Here is a 12,591-nt window from a genome sequence, read left to right as displayed (position 1 = left end):
GACCTTCGGAGAAGAAGCTCTCCAGGGTCTGCGGAGCCACCAGGAAACATGAGGGCAAAGCCATGTCGAGACGGACGGTCCACAACGCAACCATCACCCCGAAGCTGCCGTTCGACATGGACACCGGCGCGAAGGTCACAGCCTTGCGAGCCGCCGGCATCCCGGTCGACGCGGAGAGCAATGAGCTGCAAGGCTTTCTCTTCGTTCGATCCAGCGATGGGCTGAAAAGCCGGAACAACATCTTCCGATGGTTCGCCAGCGAGGTGGTGGGGCATGACCAGCGGCGTGATGTTGTCAGTGCGCCGCCTCAAGACGAACGCAGCGTCGCACCTTCAAGCAACATGCTCGATCTCTGGCTCGCCCACTCCCTTCAAGACTCCATTAACTGCCACGGGCCCGCGTTGCAGTACGAGCCGGACAACCTGCCGACCGCAGATCGGATGTAGCCGTTGCTGTTGCCGGGACACCGAAGCCACATGCTCTACAAAAGGCCTGCGTCCTGGCCCGCGCGCGCCAGGCGTGCCGCCCGGTCGGAAAACAGCGGCGCATCGGAATAGCGTAGCGTCCCGTGTACACGGGTCTCGTCGAGTTCCAGCCGTTGCACCGCGTCACGGAGCTGAAGAACATCGGCATCGTGCTCTCCGTACAGGGCCTGCATTCGCACCAGGAGGTGCTGCAGGCGAGCTTGATCCTTACTCATCGCATCGTCCTTCCTTACAAGATGGGGAAGCCGCCAGCGGGATGGAACTGCCACCCTGCGCCAAGCTCGACTCTATAGGTCAACAGTGGGCAAGGTCCGGGTCATTTTTGTTTCGAAGCGCCACTCGCTGCTGTCGCCCGTGCCTCTCAAGAGAAATACGCGTCACGGCGCGGCGCTTGATCGGCCAGGAACAACTGTCTTCGGTATCGGGCCATGCACCTGCCGGTTGCGGCCTTTGCGCCTTCCTGCCTCTGATATCCGGCACACGGCGTGGGTATGCATACTGCGCCCATGCTCGCGCCGCCCCTGATATCGCACCTTCGACCCACCCGCTGGGTGGGTGCCTTCCTGGCGTTCACAAGCCTGTCCGTGCATGCAGAACCTGTTGCGGATTTCTTTCGCATGCTGGGCTGGTCTGCAGTCATGGGCCTGGGTCAGCTGGTGGCCTGGGCCTTGGGGTTGGCGTTTATCTTCCTGATGACGTTCCTCGTACCCGGAGCAATCCTGCGGGCACTGGTGCGCGCCCCGCTGCTCTGGGCTCTATGCCTGCTGATGGTGCCTCGCTGGCGCGTGGGGCCATGGGGCTGGAGCAGCGTCCTGCTGGGCCTGGCAACCGCCGCTTTGGCTGCCTGGCTTATCGAGCGCCGCTGGAATGACGACGACGTGGATCTCGACCTTACTTGACACATCAGGATCAATCGATGGGTTTGCTTCGCAGGGCAATTGCGCTTGTCATCTTCCTCGGCGCGACTTACAGCGCGATCGAGATGCGTTCGGGCAGTAGCTCTGCGCTGGGAGGGATCTTCCTCATCCCCGCAGTGCTTGTCGCCTTCTTCGCGCTCGTCGTCGTCATATTCAACCTCCCGATCCTGGGAAGTGCCCGATTCGAGGACAGCGGTTTTGAAAACACCGTGCTGTCGCCGTGGCAGTTGAAGGCCTTCGGCATTTTCCTGGCTCTCCTCTTCGGGGGAGCACCTGTCTACATTGCCGTTCGAGGCCTTTTCAAAGGCGTCATTTCCGCGCCATGGGGAGCACCGGACATCGTGCTGGCACAGGCGCCGCTTCGCTTTGTGCTTGCCTGCGTCGTCTTTGCCGGAGCAGGCGTGCTGCTCGCAGTGCTGATCGTGAAGGGAATCTGGCGAGCCAGTGTTCCGCGCCGTTGATTCGGCTGTCTTGCGCTGAACTCAACCCGATGGCTCATTGCGTCTTCTTGCCCAAGGGGAACAAACCGATGGACCAGAAGACATGTCCAGAAACGACGGGACAGATCGACTTCTGTGAAGTTTGGGACGCGGGAGTTCGAGAAAAGCGATTGTTTGAGATCATGTAGCGACGGCCTGCGAAGGTAAGTGCCTCAGGTCGGATCGGAAGCCTCGTAGACCAGCACTGCAGCGGCCAAGTCCTCCAGCGCGGTACCCACAGCCTTGAAGACGGTCCGTCCGTCACTTTCGGCTCGTCCCTGAATCCTGCCCGCGGCCAGATCGGCCAACTCTCCCGCTACATCTGCGGCGGCGAACACGCCGCGCGACATGGGCCCGAGCAGTTCGCCGCTCTTGTGCAACGCTTCTTGCGTATCGACAAACAGGCGTGCGCCAGCAAAGCAGGCATCGTCGGCTTCGCGCATCTGCGGCGTGAAGCTGCCGATCAGGTCGAGGTGGCTGCGCGGCCGCAGCCACGCGCCCTGCACCAGTGGCTGCGTGGCGAGCGTGGCACAGCTCACGACGTCGACATCGTTCACCGCCTTGGCGAGGTCCGGCGCGACAGCCGCCTCGATGTTCTGCGCGCACAGCCGCGCAGCGAGTGCCTTCGCTGCGGATTCGTCGCGGTCCCACACCACTACTCGTTCGATGGGAAGCACGGCACGGTAGGCCTCGGGAACAAGACTGCCGACACGCCCGCAGCCGACGACCAGCAGACTGCGCGCACCCGCAGGCGCGAGATAGGACGCGGCCAGGGCCGATGCGGCAGCGGTGCGCCGCGAAGTGATCTCGTTGCCGTCGATCTGCGCCAGCGGCTCGCCGGTGCTTGCGTCGTACAGCACATAGGTCGAGAACAGTCCGGGCAGGCCGCGCTGCGCGTTGCCCGGGAAGATGGTCACGGTCTTGATGCCCAGGTAGCGGTCGCGCTGCCACGCCGGCATGACCAGCACGGTGCGGGGCGGGTCGTCCGCCCCGGCCTGGAGCGAATGCGTGTGCCGTAACGGCACCTCGCAGCCAGCGACGAACATCTCCCGAAGCGCCGGGATCAAGCGTTCGAAGGGCAGCGCACGGCGGGTGCTTTCCGTATCGATGATTTTCATAGGGTTGCGGATGGAATCAAGTGGATGGAAGTGCCCGCAGTCATGCCTCGAGCACCACGTCTTCGAGAGGGACGGCTTGGCAGGCGAGGCACACGGACGGGTCTTCCGGCTCGCTGCCGTGCAGATGACGGACCTTGCCGGCCAGCAGGCGCACGGCGCAGCTCTCGCATTGGCCTACGCGGCAGCCGCTGGCCATCTGCAGGCCGAGCGATTCGCCAAAAGTCAGCAGCGTGCCCTGTCTGGGCGTCCACGTCGCGGGGGCATGGCCCGAGCGCGCGAAGTTGACGGTGAAGCGCTGGTCGCCGTCGGTGGGCGGCGCAGTGGGCGAGCGGAACACTTCGCTGAAGATGTCGAAGCGCGGAACGCCCCGCGCCATCAGCCCGTCGGTCACGGCGTCCATCATGGCGGGTGGTCCGCACATGTAGAAACGGGCGCGCTGCGCGATCAGCGCATCGTCCACCACGCTTGCGTCGATGTAGCGGTTCGACTGGTAGTCGATGCCCAGGCGCTCCTGCGGCCGTGGTGCGTTGTAGTGGTCAACGACCCGCAACTGCGGCAGACGCGCGCGGTGCTGCGCGATACGCTCGCGAAAGGCGTGTGTCGTGCTGTTCTGGTTCGCGTAGTAGAGCCAGATGGCCGGTCCTTGCGTGCCATCGGGAAGCGATTCGAGAAGGCTGATGAAGGGCGTGATGCCGATGCCGCCCGCGAAGAAGACCAGCGGTTGCGGCGAGTGGCGCGGCAGCACGAAGCTGCCTGACGGCGCACGTAGCGTGAGGGCGTCGCCGACCTTCAGCGCGCAGTGCAGATGGCTCGACACGCGCCCCTCGTGCGGCGTGCCGTCGGCCGAGCGGCCGCGCTGGTGGCGCACGGCCACGCTGTAGCTGCGCCGGCCCGGCACCTCGGCCGCGCCCGTGAGCGAATAGGCGCGCGTGACTTGCGTGCCGTCGTCGAGATGCAACTGCATCTCGACGTGCTGCCCTGGGCGATAGTCGGGCAGCTTGCCGTCGTCGACCGGCTCGAAGTGGATACCCAGCACGCCATCGGCCTCGGGCCGCAGCTCGCTGACGCGGAAGGGACGGTAGCCGGACCACTTGCGCTGCCGCGTCCCGGTAGCCGGGTCGCGTTCGATGTCGCAGAGAAAGGAACGGTGCGGCACCGAGCCGCTCACCGGGTCGCAGCTGTCGGCGGATATCAGCGCGTTGAAGTTGCTGCCCAGTGCTCCTTCGATCGGCAGGCCGTCGCGGTCGAGCTCGGGGCAGCCCTGCCACCAGCCGAACTCGGCAACGATGACGTCGTCCGCCAGTTGAGGCGTGACGCGTGCGACGAAGCGGGCTTCGCCCACGCGCGTGCGGATGCGCATCCAGTCACCGTCCGCGATGCCCTTGGCGGCCGCCAGTGCGGGGCTCAGCTCGGCCACCGGATCGGGCGCGCGCTTGCGCAGCGAAGGCAGGCTGCGGTGTTGGCTATGGCAATAGAAGCCGTTCTTGGCCGAACTCAGCACATAGGGGAAGCGGCCCTGGCGCGTGGCCTCCGCATCGCGCGGCGTGTCGGCCGGTTCGACGAAGGTGGCGACCGGCGGCTGGCCGTGGCGCAGCAGGGTTTCGGAATAGAGCTCGACGCGGCGCGTCGGGGTGTCGAAGCCGCGCACGCCGGTGGGCGTGGCGCGGGCGTATTTCTGCTCGCTTGCGTCGATGGCGCAGGCAATGCCTTCGGGCCGGGCGCGCAACTGGTCGACCGTGAGGCCGAGCGGCTCGAGCATGTGGTTCCAGCCAGCGTCGAGGCGGCCGCCGAAGAAGCCGTCACCCATGCCAAGGCGGGTGGCCAGTTCGAAGATCACATCGTTGTCTGAGCGCGATTCGCCGCGCGGCGCAACCATGCGCTGGCGCAACTGCACCCAACCGGCCGCGCGGTCGTCGATCTCGAAGCCGATGCGCAGGCCTTCGCGCTCCCATGGCGTGTTGACCGGCAGCAGGATGTCAGCGTACCTGGCGGCGGGTGTTTCGAACAAGTCGCAGTGCACGTGGAATTCGAGCTGCGACAGCGCCCGGTGCGCGAGCGCGGTGTCGGCCTGCGACACGGGCAGGTTGGTGCCGAAGGCCATCATCGCGCGCACCTTGTAAGGCTCGCCTTCGAGAATCGCGCGGTAGGTGTCGCGCGCCGTCACCCAGCCGTGCGCGGGGGGGCCGATCGGGCGCTCCGCAAGACCGAGCGCCTTGGCGCGCTGCGCGTCGGGCAGCAGTGAGAGCGAGTTGACGGCGTTGACGCCCGGACCGACGCGAACGCGGTTCGCGCCGATGCGGTCGAAGCTGCCGCACAACGCATACAGCGTGGCGACCGCGCGTTCGGCCTGTGTGGCGTTGGTGTGCTGGCCGATGCCAGTCCAGGCGTGATAGGCCACGCGGCGGCAAGTGCCGAAGAGGTCAGCGACCGCGCGCAACGAGGCTTCAGCAACGCCGGTGATGCGTTCGACATCCGACGGCGTATAGGCGGCGCAGCCCTGGGCCAGCAGCTCGAAAGCCGGAGCGCACGACAGGCGATGCCCGCCCACATCGATCTCGACCGCGCCGCGCAGGCGGAAGTGGGCTGCGTCCTGGGCTTGCGCCGCCTGCGCGGTGTCATAAGGCACCGCACAAGCGAGCGCCTCGTTCCACGCCACGAAGCGGTTGCCCTCGGCATCGGGCCACAGGTCCTGCTCACGCAGGAAGTGTCCGTTGTCGCCGCGCACCAGCAACGGGGCATTGGTCCAAGCGCGCACGAAGTCTTCGTCGAAGCGCGCGTCCGCGATCAGCAGGTGGATCAGCCCCAGCGCCAGTGCCGCATCTGTGCCGGGTCGCACGGGCAGCCAGGTGTCGGCCTGCCGCGCGAGCGCGGTGGGGCGCGGATCGATCACCACCATCTTCGCCCCCTTCGCACGACCCCGGCCAATGGCATTGGCCTGTGCCAGCCAGGTGTTCGCGGGGTTGTGACCCCACAGCACGATCAGTTCGGCCTGCGCGTAGTCGGCCGCGGGCATGCCGCAGCCGAAGGTGAAGGCGTGCGCGAAGTCCTTGTGCCAGTTGCAGACCTCGGTCGCGTAGCAGATGTTGGGGCTGCCGAAGAGGCGCACGAAGCGCTCGATCCAATCGATGCTGTCCGTCAGTGGCGTGCCGCTGGGCGTGGTCACGGCGAACACCACCGACTCGGCGCCGCTCTCGGCCTTGATGGCGCCCAGCCGCTGCGCGGTCTCGGCCAGCGCCTCGTCCCAGCCGATGCGCACCCAGCCCGGATCCGCTTCGGTCTTGGGCCTGGTGCGGCGCATCGGGTAGCGCAGGCGGTGCGGGCTGTGCACAAGCTCGGGCGCGGCCTTGCCCTTCATGCACATCGCCTGGCCGGTAGGGTGCGAGGCGTCGGGCCGTACCGACACCAGCATGTCGTCGCGCACCTCGTTGAGCGTGCCGCAGCGCGAACGGCAGAGCGTGCAGTAGCCCTGCTTGGTTTGCGTTGCCGCCGTCGTCGTCACTTGCATCCGGAACCTGCGTGATTCAAGGCATTCAAGGAATCACCGGCGCGACATAGCTCAGCGTGCGACCGAAGACCCAGAGCATGAAGAGCACCAGCGGCGCATGCACCAGCAGTTGCAGGAAGGTAAAGCCCACGATGTCGCGTGCCTTGAGCGAGAGCACGCCCAGCAGCGGCAGCATCCAGAACGGGTTGATCAGGTTGGGCAGCGCCTCGGCCGCGTTGTAGACCTGCACGGCCCAGCCCAGGTGTACCTTCAGGTCGTTGGCCGCCTGCATGACGTAGGGCGCCTCGATGATCCACTTGCCGCCCCCCGAGGGAATGAAGAAGCCCAGCACGGCGGAATACGCCCCCATCACCACGGCGAAGCTGTCGACGTTGGAGATGCTCACGAACAGGTGCGCGATGCGGTCCGACAGCGTGATGCCTCCGTCGCCCTTGGCGGCGGTCAGCATGGCCGCGATGGCACCGTACAGCGGGAACTGGATGATCACGCCCGCCGTCGACGGCACCGAACGCGACACCGCGTCGAGAAAGCTGCGCGGGCGCCAGTGCAGCAGCAGCCCGATCATGAGGAACAGCAGGTTGTAGGTGTTGAGGCCCGAGATCGCGATCAACGGGCTCTTGGCCATGAACTCCTGCGCCAGCCAGCCGAAGCCCAGCGCGCACAGGAGCAGCGTGAGCAGCGGGCTGCGTTCGAACCACTCGCCGGGGCGGCGCCCAGCGGACTCGGGGGAGGCCGGCTTCGCTTCCGTGAGGTCCACGCCCAGATCCTGCGCCGTGACCGCGTGCTTCGCGTCGGGCGCCGACCACAGCGCGATGGCCACCGACACGACGATCAACACCAGCGCCATGACGACCGACTGCCACAGGAAGATGGTCTGGCTGAACGGGATCACGCCGGTGATGTCAAGAATGCTCTTGGGCAGACTGCTGGCGTTGGCCTGCAACTGCGCCGCCGACGAGCTGAGCCCCAACGCCCAGGTCGCGCCCATGCCGAGGTAGGCGGCCGCGCCGCCGGCACGGTAGTCCATGCGCAGGTCGAGACGGCCGGCCAGCGCGCGTACGTAGAGCGCGCTGAAGATCAGCGAAATGCCCCAGTTGAAGAGCGACAGGATCATGCTGATCGCTGCCACGTACGCGATGGCCTGCCGCCCCGACACGGGCAGTGCGGCCAGCTTGCGGATGAGCCGCGCGGCCGGCGGCGAGGTCGCCACCACGTAGCCGCCGATGGCCACCAGCGCCATCTGCATCGTGAAAACAATCAGGCTCCAGAAGCCGTCGCCGAAAGACTTGGCCACCGCCTGCGGGCTCGATCCGTTGAGCAGCGCGGCGCCCGCGACCACCACCACGGCGATGGCCGCGAACACGAAGGCGTCGGGAAACCAGCGCTCGGCCCAGGCCGTGAAGCGCAGGCCCAGGCGGCTCAGCAGCCCGGCATCGGCCTGGGCGTCCTGGGGTACAGGAGGGTGGATGCCGGGGCCGGCGGAAGTCTGTGATGTCGATGGCATGGGTTTCTCCTGCTACTGCTGCTGGAACTGTGGGCGTCCTCGTCACACGCCTGACATGGCGTGCTGCGCGGATGTTAGGAACTACCATCGACAATTCATAATCTCTATTTTCAATAGAGCGATATAGGATGTATCTATGTCGATAACGATCAAGCAGCTGCAACACTTCGTGGCTGCCGCGCACACGGGGCAGGTGTCCCGCGCGGCCCAGCGCTGCTATGTGAGTCAGCCGTCGCTGACCACTTCGCTCAAGAACCTGGAGTCCACGCTGAAGGTGCAGCTCTTTACGCGGCACTCCGACGGGCTGCGGCTCACGGTGCAGGGCGAGGGCTTTCTCCGGCACGCGGAGCACATGCTGCACACGCTCGAGGCAGCGGTGGAGGAAACCCGCAACTCGGTGTCCTCGGTCGAGGGGCGGGTGCAGATCGCCATCACCGACACCGTGTCCGAATACATGCTGCCGAAGATCATCGGCGCGATGCGCAGGCAACTGCCGCTGGTCGAGTTCGAGCCCGTGGAGCGCAACCGGCTCGAGATCGAGGATGGCCTGCGCAGCGGCGAGTTCGACCTGGCCGTGGTACTGGTGTCGAACCTCTCTCGCGCGCCGGACATCCGGCGCGAGAACCTGCTGAAGTCGCAGCGCCGCCTGTGGACGTCGTTCGACCATCCGCTGGTGGCGCAGAAGTCGGTGTCGCTGCGTGAGATCGCGCAGCTGCCCTTCGTGCTGCTGGACATGGACGAGCACGTGGACACCGTTGGCCGCTACTGGGGCGCGATGAAGCTCAAGCCCAAGGTCGTGTTCCGCACCAAATCGATCGAGGCCGTGCGCAGCCTCGTTGCACAGAACGTGGGTGTGACCATCTTGTCGGACCTGGTGTTTCGCCCTTGGTCTCACGACGGCGGGCGAATTCGCAGGACGGTGGTGTCGAGCGCGGTGCCCTCGATGGACCTGGGGCTGGCCTACCGGCGCGGAGCCGTTCTTTCCGAGGCCACTGCAGCCTCCGCGAGTACCTTGCGGTTGCTGGCCAAGACGCTGACGAGAGAGTCACAACCGCGTATGGACGACGAGCCGCAGTAGTTCACTCCAATCAACAAATGGCGGGCCCGGGAATACCCTCTGACCTCCCCAAAGTCTTCTTGCCTACATTTCTTGTATGCAAGACAAGGCGCTGCTTGCATGCAAAACCTAGACAAGACAGACAGGAGACTCCATGCCTCGCTTCGCCAAATCGCTTTTCGGTCAGGTGGTCATCGCGCTGGTGCTCGGCGTGCTCGCGGGGCTCTTCGCGCCCGAGTACGCCGTCAAGCTCAAGCCGCTGGGTGACGGGTTCATCAAGCTGATCAAGATGATCATCCCGGTGCTGGTGTTCTGCGTGGTGGTGCATGGCATTGCCGGCGCGGGAGACCTGAAGCGCGTGGGCCGGGTGGGCGTGAAGTCGCTCATCTACTTCGAGGTGCTGACCACCATCGCGCTGGCGATGGGCCTGGTGCTGGCCTTCGTGTTCCAGCCCGGCGCGGGCATGAACGTCGACCCGTCGAAGCTCGACCCGGCCGCGATGAGCGCCTATGCCTCGAACGCCGACAAGCTCACGAGCGGCGGCACGGTCGAGTTTTTGATGAAGCTCATTCCGACCACGGTGGTCAACGCCTTCGCCACTGGCGACGTGCTGCAGGTGCTGCTGTTCGCGGTGCTCTTCGGCTGCGCGCTCACGCTGCTGGGCGAGCGTGGCAAGCCTGTGGCCGTAGTGGTCAATGCGCTCTCGCTGGTGCTGTTCAAGATCATGGGGATCATCATCAAGCTGGCGCCGCTGGGCGTGCTGGGTGCCATTGCATTCACGGTCGGGCAGTACGGCATCGGCTCGCTCAAGCAGCTGGGCATGCTGGTTGCGCTCTTCTACGGCGCGGTGCTGATCTTCGTGTTCGTGGTACTCGGGCTGGTGATGCGCATGTCGGGCTTCAGCCTGATCAAGCTGCTGCGCTACCTGCGCGAAGAGCTCACCATCGTCTTCGCCACCACCTCGTCGGACAGCGTGCTGCCGCAGATCATGGCCAAGCTGCGCCGCATGGGCATCCGCGACTCGACGGTCGGCCTGGTCATTCCCACGGGCTACTCGTTCAACCTCGACGCGTTCTCCATCTACATCACGCTGGCGGCCGTGTTCATCGCACAGGCCACCAACACGCCGATCTCGATGACCGACCTGCTGACGATCCTGGCGATCGCACTGGTCACGTCGAAGGGTGCGCACGGCGTGCCGGGCTCGGCCATCGTGGTGCTGGCCGCCACGCTGCACGCCATTCCGGCGATTCCCGCCATCGGGCTGGTGCTGGTGCTGTCGGTCGACTGGTTCATGGGCATCGCCCGCGCACTGGGCAACCTGATCGGCAACTGCGTGGCGACTGTGGCCATTGCGGCGTGGGAAGGCGACATCGACCGTGAACGCGCACACGCAGTGCTCGACGGCCGCTACTCGCCCGACGACGAGCCGCTGGCCGAGGCCGTGGTGAACACCGCAGGCACCTCCACCGCCTCGAGCGCCCACTGAAGAAGAAAAAGAAAAGAAACATGCCCGCCGACGTCAGCCCCACCGTCATTGCCGAACGCGTCGTCGAGGCCATCCTCGCGCAGAAGCTCGCGCCGGGCGAGCGGCTCGGCGAGCAGGCGCTGGCCGAGAACTTCTCGGTGAGCCGCACGATGGTGCGCGAGGCGCTGATGCAGCTGCAGGCGCGCGGTTTTGTCGAAGTGCAATCGCGCCGCGGCTGGTACGTGGTGGAGCCTTCGGCCGAAGAGGCGCGCGATGCTTTCTCCGCACGGCGCATCGTCGAGGCCGGCATCCTCGAAGCGAGCGAGGGGCGGCCGCTGTCGAAGGTGATCCGCAAGCTGCGTGACCACATCGCCGACGAGCAGCGCGCCATCGAAGGCGCCGATGCCGCCACGCGCGCCTTCCTGCTGGCCGACTTCCACGTGTGCCTGGCCGAGCAGATGGGACACCAGCTGCTGGTCGACGTGCTGCGCGACCTCACGGCGCGCACCACGCTGGCGGCCACGCTCTACCAGTCGAAGCACGAGGCGGGGCAGTCTTGCTCGGAGCATGGCGCCATCGTCGCGGCGCTCGAAGCCGGCGACACCGCCGGGGCGCGGCGGCTGATGCTCGATCACATCGGCAATGTCGAGCGCTCGCTCGAGGTCGATGCTGCCGCCGAGCCGGACGCGCCGAGCCGGCTGCGCGCCACGCTGGCGCCTGTGGCGTTGCCGCGCGCCAAGCGCTGAAGCCGTGCATTAATACCGGTGGTAGCTATCTGTTCGATAGCAGGCATAGCCCGCCGGGCCATCGCTTCCGGCGGATTTCCTCCCCAGTCCTGTTGCGCCGCACAAGGGCGCGCCCGCTGACACGGCCATGGGTTCCGGCTCGGCTACAGTCCGAGACAACTATGAACTCACCCCAACTCCAGCGCGGCGTGTTCCTCGCCCTTCTCGCCGCCGTGACCGCCGCCTTCCTCTGGGTGCTGATGCCGTTCTTCGGCGCAGTGCTGTGGGGGGTGGCGCTGGCGATCCTGTTCACGCCGCTCTACAAGTGGCTGCTGAAGAAGATGCGTGGCAAGCCCAATGCCGCTGCGCTGTCGACGCTGGCCATCTGCCTGTTCATCGTGATCCTGCCGCTGGCGATGGTGGGCGTGTCGCTGGTGCAAGAGATCGCGCTGGTCACGCAGAACATCCGCTCGGGCCAGATCAACTTCGCGGCCTACTTCCAGCAGATCCTCGATGCCTCGCCGCAATGGCTGCTGAACCTGGTCGAGCGCTTCAACCTCGGCGACATGGCGGCCTGGCAGGCTCGCGTGTCGGCCATCGCGGGGCAGGCCAGCCAGATCATCGCGAGCCAGGCGCTCACCATCGGGCAGAACACCTTCGACTTTGTCGTCAGCTTCTTCGTGATGCTGTACCTGCTGTACTTCCTGGTGCGCGACGGCGCGACGCTGTCGAAGACGATGCGCGATGCCGTGCCGCTCGCCAAGCCGCACACGCACTACCTGCTCAACAAGTTCACCACCGTGATCCGCGCCACCGTGAAGGGCAACGTGGCTGTGGCCATTGCGCAGGGCACCATCGGCGGGCTGGCCTTCTGGTTCCTCGGCGTGCAGGGCGCGCTGCTGTGGGCGGTGCTGATGGCATTCCTCTCGCTGCTGCCCGCCGTGGGTGCCGCGCTGATCTGGGGGCCGGTGGCCATCTACTTCCTGGCCACGGGGCATTTCTGGCAGGGCGGCGTGCTGATCTTCGTTGGCGTGTTCGTGATCGGCCTGGTCGACAACATCCTGCGCCCCGTGCTGGTGGGCAAGGACACGCAGATGCCCGACTACATCGTGCTGATGTCGACCATCGGCGGCATGGCGATCTTCGGCATCAACGGCTTCGTGATCGGGCCGGTGATCGCGGCGCTGTTCATGGCCGCGTGGAGCCTGTTCGCGGATTCGGGGCACGTGGGCAACGGCCACGAGGCGGCTGAGGGCGCGGAAAGCGCCGGAGACAAGAAAAAGGGCTGAGGCAGGCACGGGCGCCGGCCCGTTTGCCCCCGCCCGCGCGCATT

At 66.1% G+C, this 12,591-nt stretch carries 11 protein-coding genes; 7 read left to right on the top strand and 4 right to left on the bottom strand.

What is annotated here, in order from left to right:
• The first annotated feature begins 62 nt into the window (after window positions 1-62).
• Entirely contained in the window at window positions 63-446 is a 384-nt protein-coding gene (locus tag AC07O3_RS16860; RefSeq protein WP_495339863.1) for a hypothetical protein, read from the top strand.
• A 35-nt stretch (window positions 447-481) separates the two neighbouring features.
• Here the strand turns inward: AC07O3_RS16860 and AC07O3_RS16855 are convergent, their stop codons facing one another.
• Window positions 482-700 carry a hypothetical protein gene (locus tag AC07O3_RS16855; RefSeq protein WP_307616515.1) on the bottom strand — a complete coding sequence of 73 codons (219 nt, stop codon included), beginning with the start codon at window positions 698-700 and terminating at the stop codon, window positions 482-484.
• Between the two features lie 291 nt (window positions 701-991).
• On the opposite strand from AC07O3_RS16855, the gene AC07O3_RS16850 reads away from it, so the two are divergent.
• Entirely contained in the window at window positions 992-1,384 is a 393-nt protein-coding gene (locus AC07O3_RS16850; protein WP_426389795.1) for a hypothetical protein, read from the top strand.
• A 17-nt stretch (window positions 1,385-1,401) separates the two neighbouring features.
• Window positions 1,402-1,863: a hypothetical protein gene (locus AC07O3_RS16845; protein ID WP_495339862.1), complete on the top strand. Its 462-nt coding sequence runs from the start codon at window positions 1,402-1,404 to the stop codon at window positions 1,861-1,863.
• 191 nt (window positions 1,864-2,054) lie between these two features.
• On the opposite strand, the gene lhpI is transcribed toward AC07O3_RS16845, so the two are convergent.
• The 3 genes from lhpI to AC07O3_RS16830 are packed head-to-tail and all read right to left on the bottom strand — an operon-like array spanning window position 2,055 to window position 8,008.
• Window positions 2,055-2,999 carry a bifunctional Delta(1)-pyrroline-2-carboxylate/Delta(1)-piperideine-2-carboxylate reductase gene (gene lhpI / locus AC07O3_RS16840; protein ID WP_495339861.1) on the bottom strand — a complete coding sequence of 315 codons (945 nt, stop codon included), beginning with the start codon at window positions 2,997-2,999 and terminating at the stop codon, window positions 2,055-2,057.
• Between the two features lie 40 nt (window positions 3,000-3,039).
• A complete protein-coding gene (locus AC07O3_RS16835; protein ID WP_495339860.1) occupies window positions 3,040-6,504 on the bottom strand; it encodes a molybdopterin-dependent oxidoreductase in 3,465 nt (1,154 codons plus the stop codon).
• Between the two features lie 25 nt (window positions 6,505-6,529).
• Window positions 6,530-8,008, bottom strand: coding sequence for a short-chain fatty acid transporter (locus tag AC07O3_RS16830; protein ID WP_495339859.1), 1,479 nt, complete (start codon window positions 8,006-8,008; stop codon window positions 6,530-6,532).
• 136 nt (window positions 8,009-8,144) lie between these two features.
• On the opposite strand from AC07O3_RS16830, the gene AC07O3_RS16825 reads away from it, so the two are divergent.
• From AC07O3_RS16825 to AC07O3_RS16810, 4 genes are all read left to right on the top strand, one after another.
• On the top strand, window positions 8,145-9,086 hold the full coding sequence (locus tag AC07O3_RS16825; RefSeq protein WP_093058154.1) for a LysR family transcriptional regulator: 942 nt from the start codon (window positions 8,145-8,147) through the stop codon (window positions 9,084-9,086).
• Between the two features lie 133 nt (window positions 9,087-9,219).
• Window positions 9,220-10,554 (top strand): C4-dicarboxylate transporter DctA, encoded by a 1,335-nt coding sequence (locus tag AC07O3_RS16820; RefSeq protein ID WP_495339858.1) that lies wholly within the window; start codon window positions 9,220-9,222, stop codon window positions 10,552-10,554.
• Window positions 10,555-10,574: 20 nt separating this feature from the next.
• The gene (locus tag AC07O3_RS16815) at window positions 10,575-11,279 is read left to right on the top strand and encodes a GntR family transcriptional regulator (RefSeq protein ID WP_093080515.1); all 705 of its coding nucleotides are present in this window, start codon (window positions 10,575-10,577) and stop codon (window positions 11,277-11,279) included.
• Window positions 11,280-11,440: 161 nt separating this feature from the next.
• Entirely contained in the window at window positions 11,441-12,547 is a 1,107-nt protein-coding gene (locus AC07O3_RS16810) for an AI-2E family transporter (RefSeq protein ID WP_093080517.1), read from the top strand.
• Window positions 12,548-12,591 lie beyond the last annotated feature (44 nt).

This window comes from Variovorax sp. GW821-FHT09D05 (assembly GCF_059416325.1).
Note: the sequence above shows the minus strand (reverse complement) of the source record. Positions and strands in the feature narration are given on the sequence as shown.

Bases quoted from the DNA above. Each gene is read 5' to 3' on its own strand.
- AC07O3_RS16835 (WP_495339860.1), bottom strand. From the start codon at position 6,504: ATGCAAGTGACGACGACGGCGGCAACGCAAACCAAGCAGGGCTACTGC.
- AC07O3_RS16820 (WP_495339858.1), top strand. From the start codon at position 9,220: ATGCCTCGCTTCGCCAAATCGCTTTTCGGTCAGGTGGTCATCGCGCTG.
- AC07O3_RS16815 (WP_093080515.1), top strand. From the start codon at position 10,575: ATGCCCGCCGACGTCAGCCCCACCGTCATTGCCGAACGCGTCGTCGAG.
- AC07O3_RS16810 (WP_093080517.1), top strand. From the start codon at position 11,441: ATGAACTCACCCCAACTCCAGCGCGGCGTGTTCCTCGCCCTTCTCGCC.
- lhpI (WP_495339861.1), bottom strand. From the start codon at position 2,999: ATGAAAATCATCGATACGGAAAGCACCCGCCGTGCGCTGCCCTTCGAA.
- AC07O3_RS16830 (WP_495339859.1), bottom strand. From the start codon at position 8,008: ATGCCATCGACATCACAGACTTCCGCCGGCCCCGGCATCCACCCTCCT.
- AC07O3_RS16850 (WP_426389795.1), top strand. From the start codon at position 992: ATGCTCGCGCCGCCCCTGATATCGCACCTTCGACCCACCCGCTGGGTG.
- AC07O3_RS16845 (WP_495339862.1), top strand. From the start codon at position 1,402: ATGGGTTTGCTTCGCAGGGCAATTGCGCTTGTCATCTTCCTCGGCGCG.
- AC07O3_RS16855 (WP_307616515.1), bottom strand. From the start codon at position 700: ATGAGTAAGGATCAAGCTCGCCTGCAGCACCTCCTGGTGCGAATGCAG.
- AC07O3_RS16860 (WP_495339863.1), top strand. From the start codon at position 63: ATGTCGAGACGGACGGTCCACAACGCAACCATCACCCCGAAGCTGCCG.
- AC07O3_RS16825 (WP_093058154.1), top strand. From the start codon at position 8,145: ATGTCGATAACGATCAAGCAGCTGCAACACTTCGTGGCTGCCGCGCAC.